Source organism: Georgenia subflava, assembly GCF_009193155.1.
Classification (GTDB): Bacteria; Actinomycetota; Actinomycetes; order Actinomycetales; family Actinomycetaceae; genus Georgenia; species Georgenia subflava.
On sequence record NZ_VUKD01000002.1, the window covers coordinates 272,158 to 294,414 of the forward strand.

Genomic DNA, 22,257 nt, shown 5'->3' on the forward strand with positions numbered 1-22,257 from the left:
AGCCGACCGTTTCGAGGTCCGGTGCGCTGCGTGGAGCCGGCCGCTGCGAGGTCCCGTGCGCGCATACCCTTGACCGCATGCGTCTGCTCGTCTACACCGTGCTGCGTCTGCTCATCGTGCTCGCCGCGGCCGGGCTGCTCTACTGGGTGGGCATGAGGTCGTGGGTCCTGTGGATCACCGCCCTCGTGGTCGGTGCCCTGGTCTCGTTCCTCGTGCTCGGCAAGCAGCGGGACGCCGCGGTCCAGGTGCTGGCCGAGCGCGACCCCGCGCGTCGGCCGCGGCCCCGGTTCTCCCCGACCGTCGAGGCGGATGCCGCCTACGAGGACGCGATCGTCGACGCCGGGACCTCGCCACCCCACCACCCGGCCGCGGACCGGGCGCCGGCCGAGCCGGGTGGGTCAGAGCGCGAGACCGAGCCCGAGCAGCACGCCGTAACCGAGCTCGAGCAGCCCGGTGTCCCTCAGGACCACGATGAGGTCGCGCCCGACGGCACCACCGAGCACGATGCGCGAGAGGCGCACCGCCGCCGGCGCGAGCAGCAGGACCAGTAGCGCCCACGGGGAGGAGAGCGCGCACAGCACCCCCAGGACGACCGGCGCCCACACCATCCCCACGTAGGTCCACCGCGCCCGCCGGTCGCCCAGCCGGACGGCGAGGGTGTTCTTGCCGACCTGCGAGTCGGTCGGGATGTCGCGGATGTTGTTGACCATCAGCAGGGCGCAGGCGATGAGCCCGACGCCGACCGCCCCCGCCCACGCGGGCCACGACAGCTCGAGGGCCTGGGTCCAGGTGGTGCCGAGCGTGGCCATCAGCCCGAAGAAGAGGAAGACGCCGACCTCGCCCAGGCCGAGGTAGCCGTACGGGTTGCGACCGCCCGTGTAGCCCCATGCCGCGAGGACCGCGAGCACCCCGAGGGCCAGCAGCCACCACGAGCCGGTCAGCGCGACGAGGACGACGCCGAGCACGGCGCCGACGCCGAGGCTGAGCAGGGCCGCGCGTCGCACCGCCCCCGGGCTCGCCTTGCCACCGCCGGTCAGGCGCGGCGGTCCGGTGCGGACGTCGTCGGTGCCGCGGACCCCGTCGGAGTAGTCGTTGGCGAAGTTCACGCCCACCTGCAGCGCGAGGGCGACGCCGGCGGCGAGCAGCGCACGCGGGACCGAGGCCTGGCCGAGTCCCGCGGCCGCGCCGGTCCCGATGAGCACCGGCGAGACGGCGGCCGGCAGCGTCCGTAGGCGCGCGCCCTCGAGCCAGTCGGTCAGGGTCGCCATGGTGCTCCGGAGCTCGAGGGGCGCGCGGGACGGGCCGCGCGGGTCCCGGGAAGGATATCGGCGCGCGGCGTGGCGACCGGGCACCGCACCTGCCGTGTCAGCCGAGCCGCTGGGTGCCGCCGCGCCGCCCGTCGGCGAGGGCGGCCTCCGCCTCGCGCGTGAGGGCGATCCGGTCGATCTTCCCCGGGCCGCGCTGCGGCAGGGCCGGCGCGGTCACCACGGCCCGCGGTGCGTGCGCGCCGCCGAGGGCGTCGCGCACGAGCTCCCGGAGCGTCTCCAGGTCCGGTGCCGGCGCCGTGGCCGACGGCACGACGACGGCGGTCACCAGCTGGCCCCACTCGTCGTCGGGGACCCCGACGACGGCGACCTCCGCGACGCCGGGGAGCGCGCCGAGCAGCCGCTCCACGGCCGCGGGGGACACCTTGACCCCGCCGGTGTTGATGACGTCGTCGACCCGCCCGAGGACCTGCAGCCGCGCGGGGCTGGCGTCGCCGGGTCGCGGCCCGCCCCCGGCGTCGTCGGCCGGTCCGTCGTCCGGCGCCGGCAGGGGCGCCAGGACCCCGCGGTCGGAGGTGCGCAGCCACCGCACGCCGTCCTCCGCGACGAAGGTCGCGGAGTCGGCGGCGAGGTCGTCGAGGTAGCCGGTCGCGAGCATCGGCCCGGCGATCTCGATGCGGCCGTGCCCGCCGGCGACCCGGAGCCGGACCCCGGGGAGCGGGGCGCCGTCGTAGACGCACCCTCCGCCCGTCTCCGTCATGCCGTAGGTCGTCACGACCCGCAGCCCCGCGTCCCGGGCGCGGGTCAGTGCTTGCGGCGGCAGGGCGGCACCGCCGACGAGGATCGCCGCCAGCCGGCGCAGCGGGGCGACGGCGTCCGGCCCGGCCTCGAGGACCCGGACGAGCTGGGTGGGGACGAGGGAGAGGTAGCCGGGGACGTCGTCGCGCATCGCCTCGGCGGCGCCGGCGAGGCGGTGGGCGTCGAACCCGTCGCTCGTGTCGAGCAGCACCGGTTCGGTGCCCGCGACCACCGAGCGGACGAGCACCTGGAGGCCGGCGACATGGTGCGCGGGGACGGCGAGCAGCCACTGCCCGGGACCGGCCAGGCGCTCCTCGGTCGCTCGCGCCGACGCCGTGAGGGCTGCGGCGCTCAGTGCGACCAGGTGCCCGGTGCCCGTGGTGGATCCGGAGGTCTGCAGGACCGCGGCCGTGCCGGCCGGGACCGCACGCGCCAGCCGGAGACGGAGCGTGGCGAGCACCTCGTCACGGTCCTCCTCGGGCGCGTGGGGGACGAGTGCCTGCGCGGCGCCGTCGAGAACGTCCCGGACCGCGGCGAGCAGGACCGCCACGTGCTGGGGCCGCGTCCCGCCGGGGAGCGCACGCAGATGCAGCGGGCTGCCGTGGGCCGGCAGAACCGGGGCGTTGGTCACGGATCCCAGGGTAGATCGGAGCTACTCTGACCGGAGCAACGCAGCGACGAGCAGGATGGCAAGGATGCGCGCGAGTACTTCCCCCGGTCGACCACGCCCGACGTCGGGGGCTCGACCGCCGAGCCGCCGTCTGGGCCTCGCCGGCCTCGTGCTCGCACTGGCGCTCGGGCTCGGCGCCTGCACCTCGTCGGTGCCCGCTCCCCAGGTGGGGCCGACGGTCGCGAAGCCGACCGTCGAGCCGACGACCCCGGCGCCCGAGCCGGAGCCGGAGCCTGAGCCGGAGGTGTGGCCGCTGACGGGCATCGTCGGCGACCTCGAGGAGCGTCCGGCGATGTCGGTCAAGATCGAGAACTCCGCCGCCTCGCGCCCGCAGTCCGGCCTGGAGGAGGCCGACGTGGTCTGGGAGGAGATGGTCGAGGGCGGCATCACCCGCTTCAACGCCGTCTACCACTCCGTCGTGCCCGGCGAGCTCGGACCGATCCGCTCCGTGCGGCCGATGGACGCGGCGATCTCCGGACCGCTCGGCGGGCTCATGGTCTTCTCCGGCGGGCAGGCGCAGTTCGTGGCCGACGTCCGTGAGGTCGGCCTCCAGCTGCTCGCGGACGACCACGGCGACGCGGGCTTCTTCCGCAGCCCGCAGCGCCGGGCCCCGCACAACCTCTACGGCACCGGAGAGGCGTTCTGGACGCAGGCGGACGCCTCGCACAGCACCGCCCCGGCCGGTCAGCTGGCCTTCGCCGAGGACGCGGCGACGGCGAGCGCCGTGGTCCGCGGCACCCCGGCCACGGTCCTCGACATCGCCTTCCCGAGCGCGGCACCGGGCTGGAGCTGGGCGCCGGCGGCCGACGTGGGCCGGGGCACCGTCCCGGGGGCGTGGACGCGTGACGAGGGCGGCGTGGCGCAGCTCTCGGCCGACGGCGATCCGCTCCTGGCCACGAACGTGGTCGCCCTGCGCGTCCAGGTGGTGCAGACCGGCACGGCCGACGTCGCGGGCAACCCCGTCCCGGAGACGGTTCTGGTGGGGGAGGGGCCGGCGCTCGTCGCCACCGGCGGCCACGTGATCGAGGGCACCTGGTCCAAGACGGGTGAGCTCGAGCCGGTGGTGCTCACCGACGTCGACGGGCGCACGATCGAGCTCGCCCCCGGGACGACCTGGATCGAGCTCGTGCCCGCCATCGGCGGCACCGTGGCCTACCAGTGAGCACCGGACCTACCGGCGACGGCGCCCGCAGAGGTTGCCCGTCGTCGGCAGCAGGACGGCAAGGTCAGTAGTAGTACGGGAAGCCGGACCAGTCCGGCTCGCGCCGCTCGAGGAAGGCGTCGCGCCCCTCGACGGCCTCGTCGGTCATGTACGCCAGCCGCGTGGCCTCCCCGGCGAACACCTGCTGGCCGGCCAGGCCGTCGTCCGCGAGGTTGAACGCGAACTTCAGCATCCGGATGGCCTGCGGGGACTTCGTCGCGACGATCCGCGCGTACTCGAGCGCCAGCGGCTCGAGGTCCTCGTGGTCGGCGACCTCGTTGACCACGCCCCAGCGCTCGGCGTCCTCGGCGGAGTACTCGCGGGCGAGGAAGAAGATCTCGCGGGCGCGCTTGTCGCCGATCTGCCTGGCGAGGAGGGCCGACCCGTAGCCGGCGTCGAAGGAGCCGACGTTCGCGTCGGTCTGCATGAACCGGGCGTGCTGACGGGACGCGATCGAGAGGTCGCACACCACGTTGAGGCTGTGCCCGCCGCCGGCCGCCCAGCCGGGCACGGCGGCGATGACGACCTTGGGCATGGTGCGGATCAGCCGCTGCACCTCGAGGATGTGGAGCCTGCCGGCGCGGGCCGGGTCGATCTGCTCACGTCGCCGGGCCGTCGGCGCCTCGTCGTCGGCCCCCGCCGCCTCGTAGCGGTAGCCGTCCCGACCACGGATGCGCTGGTCGCCGCCGGAGCAGAACGCCCAGCCGCCGTCCTTGGGGCTGGGGCCGTTGCCGGTGAGGACGACCGCGGCGACGTCCGACGTCATGCGTGCGTGGTCCAGCGCCCGGTAGAGCTCGTCGACCGTGTGCGGCCGGAAGGCGTTGCGCACCTCGGGACGGTCGAACGCGATCCGGACCACCGGGAGGTCGCGCTCGCCGTCCCCGGAACGGTCGACACCGCGGTGGTAGGTGAGGTCGGTGAGGTCGAACCCCTCCACCTCCCGCCACACCGTCGGGTCGAAGGTCTCGGACACGCGGGAGGGGACGCTGCTCACCGGCTCACCCTAACGGCGGTGCGTGCCCGTGGTGATCGGCGGGACCGCCGGTGCTCGGGCCGCTGGTGACCAGCAGCACCACCGGGTGCTCGGGGCCGCTGGTGATCAACGGCACCAGCGGTGGTCTGGTCCGCGCGGTGAACCTGTGCGACCGTATCTGGTACATCCGTACTAGAAACGAGGTATCTGCCATGGCATGGACCGTTCTCATCGTGTCCGGGGTGCTCGAGGCCGGCTGGGCGCTGAGTCTCAAGGCGTCGGAGGGATTCAGCCGGCTGTGGCCGTCGGTCACCTTTCTCGTCCTCGCGGCGCTCAGCTTCGCGGGGCTGGCCTACGCGCTCCGCACCCTTCCCGTCGGCACCGCCTACGCCGTCTGGACCGGCATCGGCGCGAGCCTGACCGCCGTCGTCGGCATGGCCGTCCTCGGCGAGGGGGTCTCGGTGCTGAAGCTGGTCTCCCTCGTGCTGATCGTCGCGGGCATCATCGGGCTCAACCTCGCGGAGAACGCGAGCTGATGGCCGGGCGGACGGTCCCCGGACGCAGCGGCAAGGGCGCGCGCCGGCGGACCAGCATCGTTGAGGCCGCCGCCGCGACCGTGCTGGCCGAGGGCCCCGAGGCCGTGACCCACCGGGCCGTCGCCGAACGGGCCGGATGCTCGCTCTCGGCCACCACCTACTACTTCTCGGGGCTGGACGATCTCCTCGGTGCGGCCGGCTCGCTCGTGGTGACGCGGTGGGTGGAGCACGCCGAGAAGGTGCGCGACAGCCTGCCCGACCCCGCCCGGCGCACGTCGCCGCCCACGCGCGCCGAGACGGTCGCCGCCGTCACGGACGCGCTCCTGCCAGAGTCGGGACAGGTCCGCGGCCACTACCAGCAGCTCCTCTCCGCAGGCGGCGCCCCCGCCGTCGCCAAGGCCTACGGCACGGGGCGCGCCCGCCTGGACGCCGTGGTCGACGAGGTGCTCGCGCGCCTCGGCAGCTCCTGCCCGCCGGCGCTCGCGGTCGCGGTGGTCGACGGCGCGGTGGTCAGCGCGCTCAGCGAGGGGCGGGACGTGCGCCGCACCGTCGCCGCGATGCTCGAGCACGTGCTGTGAGCGCGGCTGCTCCTATCCTGACCTCCATGTCCCTGTCCGCCGGCGCGAGCCTGCTGCCCGACGTGCGCGCCACGTACTCCTTGCCGATGCGCACCCGTTTCCGGGGCATCACCGTCCGCGACGGCGTCCTGCTCCGGGGCGACGCCGGCTGGGGAGAGGTGTCCCCGTTCTGGGACTACGGCCCCGCCGAGTCCGCCGCCTGGCTCCGGTGCGGGATCGAGGCCGCCGAGGAGGGCTGGCCCGAGCCGGTCCGCGCACACATCCCGGTGAACGTCACGGTGCCGGCGGTCGGCCCCGAGACGGCGCGGCGCGTCGTGGCGGAGTCCGGGGGCTGCACGACGGCGAAGGTCAAGGTCGCCGAGCGCGGTCAGTCGCCCGCCGAGGAGCAGGAGCGGCTCGAGGCCGTGCGCGACGCGCTCGGGCCGGGCGGACGCATCCGGATCGACGCCAACGCGGCCTGGGACCTGGACACGGCTCTCGACCGGCTGCCCCTGCTCGACCGGGCCGCGGGCGGCCTGGAGTACGCCGAGCAGCCGTGCGCAGCGGTCGAGGACCTCGCGGCGCTGCGCCGGCGCACCGAGGTGCCGATCGCGGCCGACGAGTCGATCCGCCGGGCGGCGGACCCGCTCGCCGTGCGCCGGGCCGGGGCAGCCGACGTCGTCGTGCTCAAGGTCCAGCCGCTCGGCGGGGTGCGGGCGTGCCTGCGGCTGGCCGAGGAGGTCGCTCTGCCGGTCGTCGTGAGCTCCGCGCTGGAGAGCTCGGTCGGCATCGCCGCCGGGATCGCGCTCGCGGCGGCGCTGCCGGAGCTGCCGTACGCGTGCGGGCTGGCCACCGTCCATCTCCTCGAGGGGGACACAGTGCCCGAGCCCCTGCTGCCCGTCGACGGTGCGATCCCGGTCCGCCGGCCGGAGCCGACAGCCGAGAGCCTTGCCGCCGTGCGGGCGGACGACGACGTCGCCTCCCGCTGGCGGGCACGGCTCGCCGAGATGGCCGCGCACGTGGGCGTCGCCCGATGACCGGCCTCGCGCCGGGCGCCGGCCATGGTAGCGACGCCGCTCCCGACTCGGACGCGGGGCCGGTGCCGCCCCCCGGCCGCCGGCCCGGCGACCCCCGCCGGGCCGAACCGTCCACCGCCGTCGCCCGGGGTCTCGTCGCTGCGCTGGTCGCCGGCGGCGTCCGCCACGTCGTGCTCGCGCCCGGCTCGCGCAGCGCGCCGCTGGCCTACGCGCTGCAGGCCGCCGAGCGGGCGGGCTGGCTGCGGCTGCACGTGCGCGTCGACGAGCGCGTCGCCGGCTTCGTCGCGCTCGGCCTGACTCGTGCCGGGACGGCGGAGGGTGCGACGCCGGAGCCGGTCGCCGTGGTCACCACGTCCGGCACCGCCGTCGCCAACCTCCACCCCGCCGTGCTCGAGGCGGCGCACTCGGGTCTGCCGCTGGTGGTGGTGAGCGCCGACCGGCCCCACGAGATGCGGGGCACCGGCGCCAACCAGACCACCGACCAGGTGGGGATCTTCGGCGGCGCCCCGCGGTACGCCGTCGACGTCCCGGCCGGAGCGCCCACCGGACGCCTGCTGGACCAGATCGCCACCCGCGCGCTCGTGGCCGCCCGCGGCCTCCGTACCGGCGACCCGGGCCCGGTCCATCTCAACGTCGCCCTGCGTGAGCCGCTCGCCCCGGCCGGCACGTGGACCCCGGGGAGGAGTCCCCGGGTCCGGACGGCCGTCGCGCCGCCCGCCCCGGCCGCGCCGGCCGTGCTCGAGCGCGGACCCCGCACCGTGGTCGTCGCGGGCGACGGCGCCGGCCCGGCCGCCCGCGAGCTGGCCGAGGCGGCGGGTTGGCCCCTCCTGGCCGAGCCGACGTCCGGGGCGCGCTCGGGGCCGTCGGCGATCGGGCCGTACCGCCTGCTCCTCGCCGAGCCCGCGCTCGGCGGCGCCGTCGAACGGGTGGTCGTCATGGGGCGTCCGACGCTGTCGAGGCCGGTGAGCGCCCTGCTGGCGCGCACGGACGTGGAGGTGGTCGTCGTCGCGCCGCACGGGGCGTGGACCGACGTCGCCGGCACCGCGTCCGCGGTCGTCACCGCCGTCGTCGTCGACGGCGATGCACGCGGCACCGGTGTGCGCGCCGCCGGCTCCAGTACCCGCGCCGCCGGGGCGCGTGGCGCGGCGGTGGTCTCCGCCGGTGACGTCGCCGGGACCGGCGGCCCCGAGCCGGCCGTCACGCAGGCAGCGGACCACGAGTGGCTGGCTCGCTGGCAGGGCGCAGCCGCCGCCGCCGGGCGCACGATCGAGGAGTACCTCGCCCGTGAGCCCGCGGACGGTCTGCACGTGGCTCGCGAGGTCGCCGCAGCGGACGTGACGCTGGTGGTCGGTTCGTCGAACACCGTCCGCGACGTCGACCTGGTCGCCACGCCGCGGGCGGCTGCCGGGGCGGCGCCACGGACGATCGCGAACCGGGGGCTCGCCGGCATCGACGGGACGGTGGCCACCGCCACGGGCCTCGCCCTCGGCACCGGGCTGCCGGTCCGTGCGGTGATGGGCGACCTCACCTTCCTGCACGACGCCGGAGCCCTGGCCCGGGGGCGCCTCGAGCAGGAGGTCGACCTGCAGGTCGTGGTCCTCAACGACTCCGGCGGCGGCATCTTCGCCACCCTCGAGCACGGCGAGCCCGAGCGGTCCGAGCAGTTCGAGCGGATCTTCGGCACCCCGCAGGACGTGGACCTCGGCGCGCTCGCGGCAGGCTACGGCGCCAGCCACCGCCGGGTCGGCACGGCCGCGGAGCTGCGGGCAGCACTGGCCGAACCGGTGACCGGGCGCAGCGTGCTGGAGGTCACCGTCGACCGCGCCGGCCTGCGCGCGCGGCGCGAGCGGCTCGTGGAGCTCGTGCGGGCGGCGGTGCGGACCGAGATCGCTCGAGCCTGACGGTCCGGCGCTCCCACGGCCCAAACCGTTTCGGCGCCACGCTCCCGAGCATCCCGACGGCACCGCGCATCGCCGAGGTGGCCCGGCGGCGCGCCGCGCCCCGATCGCCCGGCGCCTGCGACGCCGGCCCTCCGCTGTCCCAGGTAACTCCCAGGCTGCGCCAAGGCACACCTCAGGTCGGCGGTGTCTGATGGGCGTCATCGAACGAGGAGGAGGAGACCATGAGCAGCGACGAGCACCGCCCCACCCCGTGGACCACCCCGGGAGGCCACGGCCCGCGCCCCTGGAACGAGCCGCACGGCCAGCACGGCCAGCCGCACGGCCACGGCCCGAGCGCCTGGAGCGGTCAGCCGGGCGGGCCCGGCCACGGCCCGAACGCCTGGAACGAGCAGGCCGCGCCGGACGGCACCGGCCGGACCGGGACCCAGACCGCCGGCGAGGACCGTGGCGCCTACCTCGGCCCGGCCGGAGGGTACGGCTCGGCGCCGGCGAGCCACTCGCCCCTCGGACCGTCCGGACCTGCCGGGAAGCCCGCCGCGCGCGGGAACGGCGGCCGCCGTCCGGGCTGGGGCGCACTGGCCGTCACCGCTGCCGGTGCCGCCCTCCTGGCGAGCTTCGGCACCGCCGGCCTCACCGGCGCGTTCGACGCGGAGGCCCCGACCACGGCGAGCACCAGCGCCGCCGCACCGGACAGCTCGGGCGGCAACGCCCAGCCAGTGGTCACCTCCACCACCGACGACCCCGACTGGGCCAACGTGGCCGCCGCCGTCCGTCCCTCCGTGGTCGCGATCGACGTGCGTACCTCGCAGGGGGCGGGAGCCGGCTCCGGCGTCATCCTCGACGACGACGGCAACATCCTCACCAACGACCACGTGGTGGGCGACGCGGTCGACGGCGGCATCGTCGTGACGCTCGCCGACGGGCGCATGTACGAGGCCACCATCGCCGGCCTCGACCCGGCCACCGACCTCGCCGTCATCACGCTGACCGACCCGCCCGAGGACCTCGCCCCCGCGACCCTCGGCAGCTCGGACGACGTCCTGGTCGGCGACCCGGTCGTCGCGATCGGCAACCCGCTCGGCCTGAGCTCGACAGTGACCACCGGGATCGTCTCCGCCCTCGACCGCCCGGTGACCACCGTCGACGCGCCGCAGATGCCCGGGCAGCAGGGCACCAGCGTGACCACCAACGCGATCCAGGTCGACGCAGCCATCAACCCCGGCAACTCCGGCGGCCCGCTGTTCGACGCCGGCGGCCGTGTCATCGGCATCAACAGCTCGATCGCCAGCATGTCGGGCGGCGGCTCCGGCGCTGCCGGGAGCATCGGCCTGGGCTTCGCGATCCCGATCGACCTCGCGTCGCAGATCGCCGACCAGCTCATCGAGAACGGCGTGGCGGAGCACGCCTACCTCGGCGTGTACATGAGCGACGGCACCGCCGAGGTCGGCGACGCCGTCCGCGCCGGCGCGAAGGTGGAGCAGGTCGAGCCCGGCACCCCGGCCGACGAGGCCGGTGTGCAGCCCGGCGACGTCATCGTGCGGGTGGACGACGACCCGGTCATGGGCGCGGAGTCGCTCACCGGCTACGTCAGGCAGTACACCAGCGGCGAGGACATCACGCTCACCGTGGTCCGCGACGGCGCGGAGGTCGAGCTGACCGCCACGCTGACCGCCCGCGAGGATCAGGGCTGACCGTCCGCGAGGATCAGGCCTGAGCCAGGGCCTCGCGCATCGGCGCCAGCTTCGCCTCGGACTCCGCCAGCTCGGCGTCCGGGTCCGAGGCGGCCACGATCCCGCATCCGGCGAAGAGCCGGATGCGGTGGTCGTCGTCGCGCGAGATCTCGCCCGAGCGCAGCGCGATGCCCCACTCGCCGTCGCCGTCGGCACCGATCCACCCGACCGGACCGGCGTAGCGCCCGCGGTCCATCCGCTCGGCCTCCGCGAGGATCGCCGTCGCCGTCGGCGTCGGGGTGCCGCCCACCGCAGCCGTCGGGTGCAGGGCCGCCGCGAGCGCCAGGCTCGAGGGGCCGCGCCCGTCGGCCGAGTGCGCCGGGAACGTCGACGGGTGCCCCAGCGCCCCGTCGACGACGCCGGTGACGTCGCTGGCTAGGTGCATCACGTTCGGCAGGTGCAGCACGAACGGCGCGTCCGGCACGTTGATCGAGGCGCAGTAGGGGCGCAGCGCCCGCACCAGCGAGGCGACGGCCAGCTCGTGCTCCTCGAGGTCCTTGGACGAGCGCGCCAGCTCGGCGGCGTGCCGCAGGTCGTCGGCGTCGTCGCCGGTGCGCCGGATCGTGCCGGCGAGCACCCGGCACGCGGCCAGGCCCTTCTCGCGACGGACCAGCAGCTCCGGCGTCGCCCCCACCAGATGGTCGACGGCGAACGTCCAGCAGGCCGGGTACTCCGCGGCCAGCCGGCCCAGCAGGTGCCGCACGTCCAGCGGCCGGGCCGACCGGGCGACGACGTCGCGCGCCATGACCACCTTCGTCACGTCACCGGCGCGGATCCGTCGCACGACGTCGGCGACGGCGGAGCGCCACGTCGGGGAGTCCAGCGCGCCGTCCGACCACCTCACGTCCTGGGGGGCGACCACCGGGTCGGGGACGGGTGCGGCCAGGGGCGGCCCCGCGCCGTCGGCGGGCGTCACCGTCGTCAGCCAAGCGACGCCGTCGCGGCGGCCGAGCACGACCTCGGGCACCACGAGCACGCCGCCCGCTCTCGAGTCGGGGGAGAAGGCGAAGGAGCCGAAGGCGACCGGCCCGGTGCCGGGTTCGCGCACGTCGTCGGAGATCCGCATGTCACCCACGGCGCGCGCCCATGCGGCGTCGGCGTCCCGGATCCGGTCGGCACCCGAGGTCTCGATGCGCAGCGCCTCGCCCCAGCCGACCAGGCCGTCACCGCGGCGCACCCAGGAGAAGGTCTCGGACGCGGAGGCGTTGGGCAGGCGGGCGATCAGCTCGCCCGGGTCCTCGATCGCGACGGTGCGGGCGTGCAGCGTCGGCGCCTCCGGGACGGCCGCGAGGTGCACGGCGGCCGCGGCCGGAGCGGGGCCGGCCGTGGGGGTGCGAGGTTTCCTGGACATCGCCGATCACCTTATGCCCGCGGCGCGCGCGGCGCCTGGGACCTGGGAGGATGGCCCCATGAGCCGAGCCAGTCTGGAGAAGGACCCACGCGAGGTCGCGGGGATGTTCGACGGCGTCGCCCGCCGGTACGACCTCACGAACGACGTGCTGTCCCTGGGGCAGGACCGGATCTGGCGGGTCGCCACCCGCAAGGCGGTCGGCGCGCGTCCCGGCGAGCAGATCCTCGACCTCGCCGCCGGCACCGGCACCTCCTCCGAGGAGTACGCCGACGCCGGGATCGACGTCGTCCCGTGCGACTTCTCCACCGGGATGATGGCCGTGGGCAAGCGTCGCCGACCCGACCTGCCGTTCGTGGCCGGTGACGCGACCGCCCTGCCCTTCGCCGACGAGAGCTTCGACGCCGTGACGATCTCCTTCGGCCTCCGCAACGTGGTCGACACGGACCGGGCGCTGCGCGAGATGCTCCGGGTGACCCGCCCCGGCGGCCGCCTGGTGGTGTGCGAGTTCTCCCGCCCGACCTTCGCGCCGTTCCGCGCCGTGTACGAGTTCTACCTCGGTCAGGCCCTGCCGCGGGTGGCGTCGATGGTCTCGTCCAACACCGACGCGTACACCTACCTCGCCGAGTCGATCGTCTCCTGGCCCGCGCAGCGCGAGCTGGGGCGCACCATCGGCCGGGCGGGGTGGCGCGAGGTCGCCTTCCGCAACCTCTCGGGCGGCATCGTCGCGCTGCACCGCGCGGTGCGCCCCCTCTGACGCGCTCCGCGCGGAGCCCGGGCACGGGCCGGGCGACATGTCCGAGTTAGGTCGCCCTAACAAGACGAGGCCGGACGGGATTACTAAACTCATGGCCGTACGGGCCGGTGTGCCCCTCACCTTCTCCTGGAGCGATGACGTTGGGTTCGGCTGTGCATGCAGAGGCTGATGCCGACGTCATCGTCGTCGGTGCCGGGCCCGGCGGTTCGGCCACGGCCCACTACCTCGCCCAGACCGGGCTCGAGGTCCTCCTGCTGGAGAAGGGAACGTTCCCGCGCGACAAGATCTGCGGGGACGGACTGACGCCGCGCGCCGTCGCCGAGATGATCCGCATGGGCGTGCCGACGCCGGAGTCCGAGGGCTGGATCCGCAACTGGGGGCTGCGCACCTACGGTGCCGGGCACCGCATCGAGATCCCGTGGCCCGAGCTGGCCGAGATGCCGGCGTACGGGCTCGCGCGTTCCCGGATGAACCTCGACGAGACGCTCGCGCGCCACGCGCAGGCCTCCGGCGCCGTGCTGCGCGAGGGCATGTCGGTCACCGGCCCCGTCCGGCACGAACGCTCGGGCCGCATCCTCGGCGTGAGGGCACGTCCCGTCGACGCCGCCGGTCGCCGCAGCGGCGACGAGGTGACCTTCCGTGCCCCGCTCGTGGTCGACGCCGGCGGGGTGTCCGCACGGCTGGCCACCTCGATGGGCGTCGAGAAGAACATGGACCGGCCCATGGGCGTCGCGGTGCGGACGTACTTCCGCACCCCGCGCCACGCCGACACGCACATGGAGTCCCACCTCGAGCTGTGGGACGGCAGGCCGGGGGAGTCGAACCTCATGCCCGGCTACGGCTGGATCTTCGCCCTCGGCGACGGGACGGCGAACGTCGGCCTGGGGTCGCTCAGCTCCACCGCCCGGCCCACCGGGCTGGACTACAAGGCCATGTTCCGCACCTGGATGGAGAACGCGCCGGCCGAGTGGGAGTTCACCGAGGAGAACCAGATCGGCGAGCTGCGCAGCGCCGCCCTGCCGATGGCGTTCAACCGCAAGCCGCACTACACCCAGGGGCTGCTCCTGGTGGGGGACTCCGGCGGCATGGTCTCGCCGTTCAACGGCGAGGGCATCGCCTATGCCATGCAGTCGGGGCGCATCGCCGCCGACGTCATCTCCCAGGCGCTCGCGCGCAGCTCGGCGTACGCGCTGGAGAAGACCCTGCGCACCTACCCGAAGATCCTCGCGGACGAGCTCGGCGGCTACTACTCGCTCGGCCAGGTCTTCGCGCGGCTCATCGAGCGCCCCGAGATCATGCGGCTCTGCGTCCGGTACGGGCTGCCGCGCCCCACCCTCATGCGCTTCACCATGAAGCTGCTCTCGGACGGCTTCGACCGCCGGGACGGGGACTGGATGGACCGGCTCATCACGGCGCTGACCAAGATGGCGCCGGCATCATGAGCGTCCGCAGACCGGGCGGGACGAGCGTCCTGAACAGAAGCCCGTACGCTGGCAAGAGGAATGCCGTGACGCAGGTGGACGGCACCCGAGGTAGACCGACGGAGGCACCATGACCAACCCCTATGTCCCGCTGCTGATCATGATGGGTGTCGCCGCGGCGATGGCCATCGGTGGTCTGGCGGCGAGCAAGGTCATCGGGCCGAGCCGTTACAACCGGGTGAAGGTGGCGAACTACGAGTGCGGCATCGAGCCGACGCCGCGCGCCCCGCACGCCGGGCGCTTCCCGGTGAAGTACTACCTCATCGCCATGACCTTCATCATCTTCGACATCGAGGTGGTCTTCCTCTACCCGTGGGCGGTGGCGTTCTCCGAGCTCGCCATCTTCGGGCTGGTGGCCATGCTCGGCTTCATCTTCCTGATCTCGGTGCCGTTCGTCTACGAGTGGCGCCGCGGCGGGCTCGAGTGGGACTGAGGTAGCAACAATGGGTATCGAGGAGAAGGCACCGGCGGGCTTCATGCTCGGCTCGGTCGAGAAGATCGTGGGCCTGGCCCGCAAGTCGTCGGTCTGGCCGGTCACCATGGGCCTGGCCTGCTGCGCGATCGAGATGATGGCCGTGGGCACCCCGCGGTTCGACATCTCCCGGTTCGGCATGGAGGTCTTCCGGGCCTCCCCGCGCCACGCCGACCTGATGATCGTCTCCGGCCGGGTCAGCCAGAAGATGGCGCCGGTCGTGCGCAACGTCTACGACCAGATGCCCGAGCCGAAGTGGGTCATCTCCATGGGCGTCTGCGCCTCGTCGGGCGGGATGTTCAACAACTACGCCATCGTCCAGGGCGTCGACCACATCGTCCCGGTCGACATCTACCTGCCCGGCTGCCCGCCGCGCCCGGAGATGCTGCTCAACTCCATCCTCGCCCTGCACGAGCAGATCCGGAACTCCCCGCTCGGGGTCAACCGCGAGGAGGCCGCACGCAAGGCCGAGGAGGCCGCGCTCGCCGCGACCCCGACCCACCAGATGAAGGGCCTGCTGGCGTGACCGCGGCCGACGACGACAAGACCGCGGCAGCCGACGCCGCCAAGCCGGGCACCTCCAGCAGCGAGGTGGGCCAGCCCGCTACCGCCGCCGCGCTCGAGGCCGGCTCGCAGCACGTGCCGGCCGGTCCGCGCGGCGCCCGCACCCAGCTCGAGGTGGTCGCCACCCGGCACGGGATGTTCGGCGTGCACGGCTCCGGGGACACCTCCGGCTTCGGCGGCCAGGTCACGACGATCGCCATGCCGCCGGCCAGCCGGCGCCCCTACGGCGGCTGGTTCGACGAGGTCGTCGACGTCCTCGTCGAGATCCTCACGGAGCAGGGGCTGGACCCCGACGCCGTGCTGGAGAAGGTGGTCGTCGACCGCGGCGAGCTGACGATCTTCGTCGCCCGCGAGCACATCGAGACCGTCTGCCGTGCGCTGCGCGACGACCAGGACCTGCGCTTCGAGCTGTGCCTCGGCGTCTCCGGGGTGCACTACCCCCAGGACACCGGCCGCGAGCTGCACGCCGTGTACCAGCTGCTCTCCGTGACCCACTCGCGCCAGCTGCGCCTGGAGGTCACCTGCCCGGACGACGACCCGCACATCCCCACGGTCGTCGACACCTACCCCAGCAACGACTGGCACGAGCGCGAGGCGTGGGACCTGTTCGGGATCGTCTTCGACGGCCACCCGTCGCTGGCCCGCACCGCGATGCCGGACGACTGGGTCGGCCACCCGCAGCGCAAGGACTACCCGCTCGGCGGCATCCCCGTGGAGTACAAGGGAGCCACCATCCCGCCGCCCGACACCCGGAGGTCGTACAGCTGATGTCCGCGTCCACCAACACCCGTCCCACCGCCGCCCGCCCGGCCGGCGAGGCACCCGGGGCACCGGAGTTCGTCGCCGAGGGCGGCGACTGGGCGGAGATCGCCGCGGAGGCGGAGCGCCTCGGCGAGGAGCGCATCGTCGTCAACATGGGTCCGGTGCACCCCTCGACGCACGGCGTGCTGCGGCTCATCCTCGAGATCGACGGCGAGACCGTGCGCGAGCTGCGCGTCGGCACCGGCTACCTGCACACCGGCATCGAGAAGAACATGGAGTACCGCACCTGGACCCAGGGCGTGACGTTCTGCACCCGCATGGACTACGTCGCCCCGTTCTTCCAGGAGGTCGGCTACTGCCTCGCCGTCGAGAAGCTCCTCGGCATCACCGAGCAGGTGCCCGAGCGCGCCACCCTCATCCGCGTGCTGATGATGGAGCTCAACCGCATCGCCTCGCACCTCATCGCGATCGGCACCGGCGGGAACGAGCTCGGCGCCACCACGATGATGACCGTGGCCTTCCGCGGCCGCGAGGACATCCTGCGGATCTTCGAGCGCATCACCGGCCTGCGGATGAACCACGCGTACATCCGCCCCGGGGGCGTCGCGCAGGACCTCCCGCCCGGCACCACCGACTACGTGCGCGAGCTGCTCCCCAACATCCGGCTCTCCGTCAAGGAGCTGCAGGACCTGACGGTGGAGAACCCGATCTTCAAGCTGCGCCAGCAGAACGTCGGGTACATCTCCCTGGCGGGCGCGATGGCGCTCGGCCTGACCGGCCCGTCGGTCCGCGCCGCCGGCCTGCCGCTGGACCTGCGCAAGAGCCAGCCGTACTGCGGCTACGAGACCTACGACTTCGACGTCCCCGTGCGCGACCACTCGGACTCCTACAACCGCACGATGGTCCGCTACGACGAGTGCTACGAGTCCATCAAGATCGTCCTCCAGGCGCTCGACCGCCTCGACGCCACCCCCGGCCCGGTGATGGTGGCCGACAAGAAGGTCGCATGGCCCGCGCAGCTGTCGATCGGCTCCGACGGCCAGGGCAACTCGCTCGAGCACATCAAGGAGATCATGTCGACCTCCATGGAGTCGCTCATCCATCACTTCAAGCTCGTGACGGAGGGGTTCCGGGTGCCCGCCGGCCAGGTCTTCACGACCGTCGAGCACGCCAAGGGCGTCATGGGCGTGCACCTGGTGTCCGACGGCGGCACGCGTCCCTACCGGGCCCACTTCCGGGACCCGTCCTACTCCAACCTGCAGTCCACGGCGATGATCTGCGAGGGCGGCCAGCTCGCCGACGTCGTGGTGTCCCTGGCCTCGCTCGACCCCGTCCTGGGAGGGGTGGACCGCTGATGAGCAGCGAGACCTTTGCACCGGAGGCCGACGCGCGCCTGCGCGCCGAGGCGGCCGAGATCATCTCCCGGTACCCGCAGGCCCGCTCGGCCCTGCTGCCGATGCTGCACCTGGTCCAGTCCGAGGACGGCTTCGTCTCCCCGCGCGGCATCACCCTCTGCGCGGACATCCTCGGGCTCACCCGCGCCGAGGTGTCCGCGGTCGCCACGTTCTACAGCCAGTACAAGCGCCACCCCAACGGCGAGTACACCGTCGGGGTGTGCACCAACGCGCTGTGCGCCGTCATGGGCGGCGACATCATCTTCGAGAAGGTCTCCGAGCACCTCGGCGTCGGGCACGACGAGACGACGGTGGACGGCAAGATCACCCTCGAGCAGGTCGAGTGCAACGCGGCCTGCGACTACGCCCCCGTGGTGATGGTCAACTGGGAGTTCTTCGACAACCAGACCCCGGCGTCGACGATCGCCCTGGTGGACCAGATCACCGCCGGTGAGCCGGTGCAGCCCACCCGGGGCGCGAGCACCGTCGGGACCTTCAAGGAGATCTCGCACGTGCTCGCCGGCTTCGAGGACGGTCGTGCGGACGAGGGGGTCGGGGCGGGCGACGCCACGCTGCTGGGCCTGCGGCTCGCGCGGGAGAACGACTGGCAGGCGCCCGGGGCCCGTCGCGGCCGCCGCGAGGACGCCGACGGCGGACCCGCCGGGGACACCGCAGCCGCCGGGGAGGGGGCCGGCACGGCCACCGGCGGCGCCGACGTCACCGGGGCCGAGGCCGCCGGCAAGGCACCCGTCGGTGACACGCAGTCCAGCGCGGACCGCAAGCCGACCACCGAGGCCGACGTCTCCGCCGAGACCGTCGACAAGGACGTCAAGAAGGAGGCCGAGTGAGCACCACCGCTCCGGACCGGCTCACGCCGATCCTCTCCGACATCTGGGACGCCGAGCGTTCCTGGAAGCTCGACACCTACCGCGACCACGGCGGCTACGAGGGCCTCGCCAAGGCCCTGACGATGGCGCCCGCGGACGTCGTGGCCGAGGTCAAGGACTCCGGCCTGCGTGGCCGCGGCGGTGCGGGCTTCCCCACCGGGCTGAAGTGGTCCTTCCTGCCCAAGCCCGACGGCGGACCCCGCTACCTCGTGGTCAACGCCGACGAGTCCGAGCCGGGGACCTGCAAGGACATCCCGCTCATGCTGGCCAACCCGCACTCCCTCATCGAGGGCGTGGCGATCACCTCCTACGCCATCGGCGGGCACCACGCGTTCATCTACCTGCGCGGCGAGACCGTCCACGTCTACCGGCGCCTGCTCGCCGCGGTCCGCGAGGCCCGGGAGGCCGGCCTCATCGGCAAGGGCATGGGCCCGGACGGCGACTACGACCTGGAGATCACCGTCCACGCCGGTGCCGGCGCGTACATCTGCGGCGAGGAGACCGCGCTGCTCGACTCCCTCGAGGGGCTGCGCGGCCAGCCGCGGCTGAAGCCCCCGTTCCCGGCGGTCGCGGGCCTCTACGCCCGGCCCACGGTGGTGAACAACGTCGAGTCGATCGCCTCGGTGCCCGGCATCATCGCCCACGGCCGCGAGTGGTTCTCCTCGATGGGCACCGAGAAGAGCGCGGGCCACGGCCTGTTCTCGGTCTCGGGGCACGTGACGAACCCGGGGCAGTTCGAGGCCCCGCTGGGCATCACCATGCGCGAGCTGATCGAGATGGCCGGCGGGATCCGCGAGGGCCACCGGCTCAAGTTCTGGACCCCGGGCGGCTCCTCGACGCCGATCCTCACCGAGGCCGAGCTCGACGTCCCGCTGGACTACGAGTCCGTCGGTGCCGCCGGCTCGATGCTGGCCACCCGCGCCCTCATGGTCTTCGACGACACGACCTCCGTGGTGCGCGTCATCGCGCGCTGGACGGACTTCTACGCCCACGAGTCCTGCGGCAAGTGCACCCCCTGCCGTGAGGGCACCTACTGGATGAAGCAGGTCATGCACCGGCTCGAGTCGGGCACCGGCCTGCAGTCGGACGTCGACCTGCTCCTGGACGTCTCCTCGAACATCGCCGGACGCTCCTTCTGCGCGCTCGGCGACGCCTCCGCCGTCCCCATCCAGAGCGGTATCAAGCACTTCCGGTCCGAGTTCGAGGCCGGCACGCACACCGCGGCCTGGGAGCTCTTCCCCTACGAGGCCTCGGCCATCTTCAGCGAAGCAGGTGTTCGATGACAGCGACGACGGACCGTCAGTCCGAGGCCCCGGTCGAGCTGCACACGGTGACCATCGACGGCGTCGAGGTCCAGGTCCCGAAGGGCACCCTGGTCATCCGCGCCGCGGAGCAGGCCGGGATCCAGATCCCGCGCTTCTGCGACCACCCGCTGCTCGCGCCCGCCGGCGCCTGCCGCCAGTGCCTGGTCGACGTCTCGACCCCGGACCGCGAGGGCAACCTGCGGGCGATGCCCAAGCCGCAGACCTCCTGCACGCTCGAGGCGACGCCCGGCATGGTGGTGGCCACGCAGCACACCTCCGACGTCGCCGACAAGGCCCAGCACGGGATCATGGAGTTCCTCCTGATCAACCACCCGCTGGACTGCCCCGTCTGCGACAAGGGCGGCGAGTGCCCCCTGCAGAACCAGGCGATGAGCAACGGGCGGGCCACCACCCGCTTCGTCGACATCAAGCGGACGTTCCCCAAGCCGATCAAGGTCTCCACCCAGATCCTGCTCGACCGGGACCGCTGCATCCTGTGCCAGCGCTGCACGCGCTTCTCGGACGAGATCGCCGGGGACCCGTTCATCGCCCTGCAGGGCCGCGGCGGCGGCAGCCCCGCCCGCGAGGTCCACGCGATCCACGGCTCCCAGATCGGCCGGTTCGACGAGCACATCCTCGACTTCACCTCCTCGGGCGAGGAGGAGCCGCTCGTCGTCGCCACCGACGTCACCGGCCCGTTCGGCGAGCCCGGCGCGACGTCGGGCCTGGCGGTCGGTCCCCTCGGGCACGCCGAGCAGGACACCTCCGGGCGTCCCTTCTCCTCCTACTTCTCGGGCAACACCATCCAGATCTGCCCGGTCGGTGCGCTGACGTCCGCGGCGTACCGGTTCCGCTCGCGTCCCTTCGACCTGGTCTCGACCGAGTCCGTGGCCGAGCACGACGCCGGCGGCTCGGCGATCCGCGTCGACCACCGGCGCGGCGTGGTGCTGCGCCGGCTCGCCGGGGAGGACCCCGAGGTCAACGAGGAGTGGATCACCGACAAGGACCGGTTCGCCTTCACCTGGCAGAGCGCCCCGGACCGCCTCACCCTCCCGCTCGTGCGGGACGAGGAGACCGGTGAGCTCGTCCCCACCAGCTGGTCCGAGGCTCTCGACATCGCCGCGACCGCGCTGCGCACCGCCGGCGAGAGCGGCGGGGTGGGCCTGCTGCCCGGCGGCCGTCTGACGCTCGAGGACTCCTACGCCTGGTCGAAGTTCGCCCGGGTCGTGCTCGGCACGAACGACATCGACCACCGTGCCCGCGTCCACACCGACGAGGAGGCGCAGTTCCTCGCGCACCACGTGGCGGCCAGCGGCCTCGGCGTGACCTTCCCCGACCTCGAGAAGGCCGGGCAGGTCCTCCTCGTGGGCCTGGAGCCCGAGGAGGAGTCCGGCACCATCTTCCTGCGCCTGCGCAAGGGGGCGCTGGCCGGCACCGTCAAGGTGGCGACCATCGCCCCGTTCGCCACCCGCGGGACCACCAAGATGCGCGCAGAGCTCGTCGCGGCGGCCCCCGGCACCGAGCCGGAGGTCCTCGAGGCCGTGACGCCCGGCTCCACCGAGGCACTGCTCAGCAGCCTGGCCGAGCGCCTCGCCGAGCCGGGCGCGGTCATCCTCGTCGGTGAGCGCGCGGCCGCGGTGCGGGGCACGCTCTCCGCCGTCGCCGCCCTCGCGGAGCGCACCGGCGCCCGCCTGGCCTGGGTACCGCGTCGTGCCGGCGAGGTCGGCGCGCTGGACGCCGGTCTGCTGCCGGGCCTGCTCCCCGGAGGACGCCAGGTCGACGACGACGACGCCCGGGTGGACGTCGGCGCCGTCTGGGGCGTGGGGTCGCTGCCCGCGGCCCCCGGACGCGACCTCACCGGCATCCTCACCGCCGCGCGCGACGGCGCCCTGGGCGCCCTCGTGGTCGGCGGTCTCGAGCCCCTGGACCTGCCCGACCCGGTGCTCGCCCGCGAGGCCCTCGCCGCTGCCGGGTTCGTCCTGCAGCTCGAGGTCCGTCGCTCGGAGGTCACCGAGCACGCCGACGTCGTGCTGCCGGTCGCGCCGCCCGTGGAGAAGGCGGGGACGTTCGTCAGCTGGGAGGGCCGCATGCGGCCCTTCGGGCAGGTGCTCGTCTCCCGCTCGCTGTCCGACCGGCAGGCGCTGCACGCCCTGGCCGCCGAGCTGGGCGTCGACCTCGGCCTGGACGAGCTGCCCGCCACGCACGCCGAGCTGACCGAGCTCGCCGGGTGGGAGGGGGCGCGCGCCACGGCCCCCGCCGTCGCGCCCGGCCCGCTGCCGGCCCCCGCGCAGGGGCAGGCCGTGCTCGCCACCTGGAAGCTCCAGCTGGACTCGGGGCGCGGTCAGGACGGCGAGCCGCACCTGGCCGGCACGGCCCACCGGCCCGTCGTCCGCCTGAACGCCGAGACCGCCGCCGGGCTCGGCGTCGTCGACGGCGACCGGGTCACCGTGACCGGGCCGGCCGGTGCGATCACGCTGCCGCTGTCGGTGACCACCATGCCCTCGCACGTCGTCTGGCTGCCGGAGAACTCCCCGGGCTCGAGCGTGCGCACGATGCTCGGCGTGGGAGCCGGCGCCGTCGTCGCCCTGTCTGCCGAAGAGGTGTCCCAGTGAGAACGCTC

The 22,257-nt window shown here is 74.1% G+C and carries 19 protein-coding genes and 1 pseudogene; 16 read left to right on the top strand and 4 right to left on the bottom strand.

What is annotated here, in order from left to right:
• Positions 1-77 precede the first annotated feature (77 nt).
• Positions 78-260: pseudogene (locus GD748_RS07785) on the top strand (DUF4229 domain-containing protein); the annotation flags it as partial.
• A gap of 138 nt (positions 261-398) precedes the next feature.
• On the opposite strand, the gene GD748_RS07790 reads toward GD748_RS07785, so the two are convergent.
• Together GD748_RS07790 and GD748_RS07795 are read right to left on the bottom strand one after the other, a co-directional pair.
• Positions 399-1,268, bottom strand: coding sequence for a 1,4-dihydroxy-2-naphthoate polyprenyltransferase (locus GD748_RS07790; RefSeq protein ID WP_152194626.1), 870 nt, complete (start codon positions 1,266-1,268; stop codon positions 399-401).
• A 97-nt stretch (positions 1,269-1,365) separates the two neighbouring features.
• On the bottom strand, positions 1,366-2,694 hold the full coding sequence (locus GD748_RS07795) for an AMP-binding protein (protein WP_226920973.1): 1,329 nt from the start codon (positions 2,692-2,694) through the stop codon (positions 1,366-1,368).
• 64 nt (positions 2,695-2,758) lie between these two features.
• Here GD748_RS07795 and GD748_RS07800 point away from each other — a divergent pair, with 64 nt between their 5' ends.
• Complete coding sequence (locus GD748_RS07800; RefSeq protein WP_152194627.1) at positions 2,759-3,895, top strand: DUF3048 domain-containing protein; 1,137 nt, start codon at positions 2,759-2,761, stop codon at positions 3,893-3,895.
• Positions 3,896-3,959: 64 nt separating this feature from the next.
• On the opposite strand, the gene GD748_RS07805 is transcribed toward GD748_RS07800, so the two are convergent.
• Positions 3,960-4,928: a 1,4-dihydroxy-2-naphthoyl-CoA synthase gene (locus GD748_RS07805; RefSeq protein WP_152194628.1), complete on the bottom strand. Its 969-nt coding sequence runs from the start codon at positions 4,926-4,928 to the stop codon at positions 3,960-3,962.
• Positions 4,929-5,119: 191 nt separating this feature from the next.
• Here GD748_RS07805 and GD748_RS07810 point away from each other — a divergent pair, with 191 nt between their 5' ends.
• The 5 genes from GD748_RS07810 (at position 5,120) to GD748_RS07830 (ending at position 10,629) form a co-directional block, all read left to right on the top strand.
• The gene (locus tag GD748_RS07810) at positions 5,120-5,443 is read left to right on the top strand and encodes a DMT family transporter (RefSeq protein WP_152195054.1); all 324 of its coding nucleotides are present in this window, start codon (positions 5,120-5,122) and stop codon (positions 5,441-5,443) included.
• Positions 5,443-6,021 (top strand): TetR/AcrR family transcriptional regulator, encoded by a 579-nt coding sequence (locus tag GD748_RS07815; protein WP_152194629.1) that lies wholly within the window; start codon positions 5,443-5,445, stop codon positions 6,019-6,021. The genes GD748_RS07810 and GD748_RS07815 overlap by 1 nt, the downstream gene beginning before the upstream one ends.
• Before the next feature lie 26 nt (positions 6,022-6,047).
• Positions 6,048-7,037 (top strand): o-succinylbenzoate synthase, encoded by a 990-nt coding sequence (locus GD748_RS07820; RefSeq protein WP_152194630.1) that lies wholly within the window; start codon positions 6,048-6,050, stop codon positions 7,035-7,037.
• Positions 7,034-8,938: a 2-succinyl-5-enolpyruvyl-6-hydroxy-3-cyclohexene-1-carboxylic-acid synthase gene (menD, locus tag GD748_RS07825; protein ID WP_152194631.1), complete on the top strand. Its 1,905-nt coding sequence runs from the start codon at positions 7,034-7,036 to the stop codon at positions 8,936-8,938. Before GD748_RS07820 ends, menD begins: the two co-directional genes overlap by 4 nt.
• A gap of 221 nt (positions 8,939-9,159) precedes the next feature.
• Positions 9,160-10,629, top strand: coding sequence for a trypsin-like peptidase domain-containing protein (locus tag GD748_RS07830; RefSeq protein ID WP_152194632.1), 1,470 nt, complete (start codon positions 9,160-9,162; stop codon positions 10,627-10,629).
• A 13-nt stretch (positions 10,630-10,642) separates the two neighbouring features.
• Here the strand turns inward: GD748_RS07830 and GD748_RS07835 are convergent, their stop codons facing one another.
• On the bottom strand, positions 10,643-12,019 hold the full coding sequence (locus GD748_RS07835) for an isochorismate synthase (RefSeq protein ID WP_152194633.1): 1,377 nt from the start codon (positions 12,017-12,019) through the stop codon (positions 10,643-10,645).
• Between the two features lie 58 nt (positions 12,020-12,077).
• Between GD748_RS07835 and GD748_RS07840 the strand changes: the two genes are divergently transcribed.
• The 9 genes from GD748_RS07840 (at position 12,078) to GD748_RS07880 (ending at position 22,249) form a co-directional block, all read left to right on the top strand.
• On the top strand, positions 12,078-12,773 hold the full coding sequence (locus GD748_RS07840) for a demethylmenaquinone methyltransferase (RefSeq protein WP_152194634.1): 696 nt from the start codon (positions 12,078-12,080) through the stop codon (positions 12,771-12,773).
• Positions 12,774-12,907: 134 nt separating this feature from the next.
• Entirely contained in the window at positions 12,908-14,215 is a 1,308-nt protein-coding gene (locus GD748_RS07845) for a geranylgeranyl reductase family protein (RefSeq protein WP_152194635.1), read from the top strand.
• Positions 14,216-14,324: 109 nt separating this feature from the next.
• Positions 14,325-14,687, top strand: coding sequence for an NADH-quinone oxidoreductase subunit A (locus GD748_RS07850; RefSeq protein WP_152194636.1), 363 nt, complete (start codon positions 14,325-14,327; stop codon positions 14,685-14,687).
• A 10-nt stretch (positions 14,688-14,697) separates the two neighbouring features.
• On the top strand, positions 14,698-15,252 hold the full coding sequence (locus GD748_RS07855) for a NuoB/complex I 20 kDa subunit family protein (RefSeq protein WP_152194637.1): 555 nt from the start codon (positions 14,698-14,700) through the stop codon (positions 15,250-15,252).
• Entirely contained in the window at positions 15,249-16,058 is an 810-nt protein-coding gene (locus GD748_RS07860; RefSeq protein ID WP_405002669.1) for an NADH-quinone oxidoreductase subunit C, read from the top strand. Before GD748_RS07855 ends, GD748_RS07860 begins: the two co-directional genes overlap by 4 nt.
• Positions 16,058-17,407 carry an NADH-quinone oxidoreductase subunit D gene (locus GD748_RS07865; RefSeq protein WP_152194638.1) on the top strand — a complete coding sequence of 450 codons (1,350 nt, stop codon included), beginning with the start codon at positions 16,058-16,060 and terminating at the stop codon, positions 17,405-17,407. Before GD748_RS07860 ends, GD748_RS07865 begins: the two co-directional genes overlap by 1 nt.
• Positions 17,407-18,294, top strand: a complete 888-nt coding sequence (nuoE, locus tag GD748_RS07870; RefSeq protein WP_152194639.1) for an NADH-quinone oxidoreductase subunit NuoE — start codon at positions 17,407-17,409, stop codon at positions 18,292-18,294. The genes GD748_RS07865 and nuoE overlap by 1 nt, the downstream gene beginning before the upstream one ends.
• On the top strand, positions 18,291-19,616 hold the full coding sequence (gene nuoF, locus GD748_RS07875) for an NADH-quinone oxidoreductase subunit NuoF (protein WP_152194640.1): 1,326 nt from the start codon (positions 18,291-18,293) through the stop codon (positions 19,614-19,616). The genes nuoE and nuoF overlap by 4 nt, the downstream gene beginning before the upstream one ends.
• Positions 19,613-22,249 (top strand): NADH-quinone oxidoreductase subunit G, encoded by a 2,637-nt coding sequence (locus GD748_RS07880; protein WP_152194641.1) that lies wholly within the window; start codon positions 19,613-19,615, stop codon positions 22,247-22,249. Before nuoF ends, GD748_RS07880 begins: the two co-directional genes overlap by 4 nt.
• The last annotated feature ends 8 nt before the right edge of the window (positions 22,250-22,257 follow it).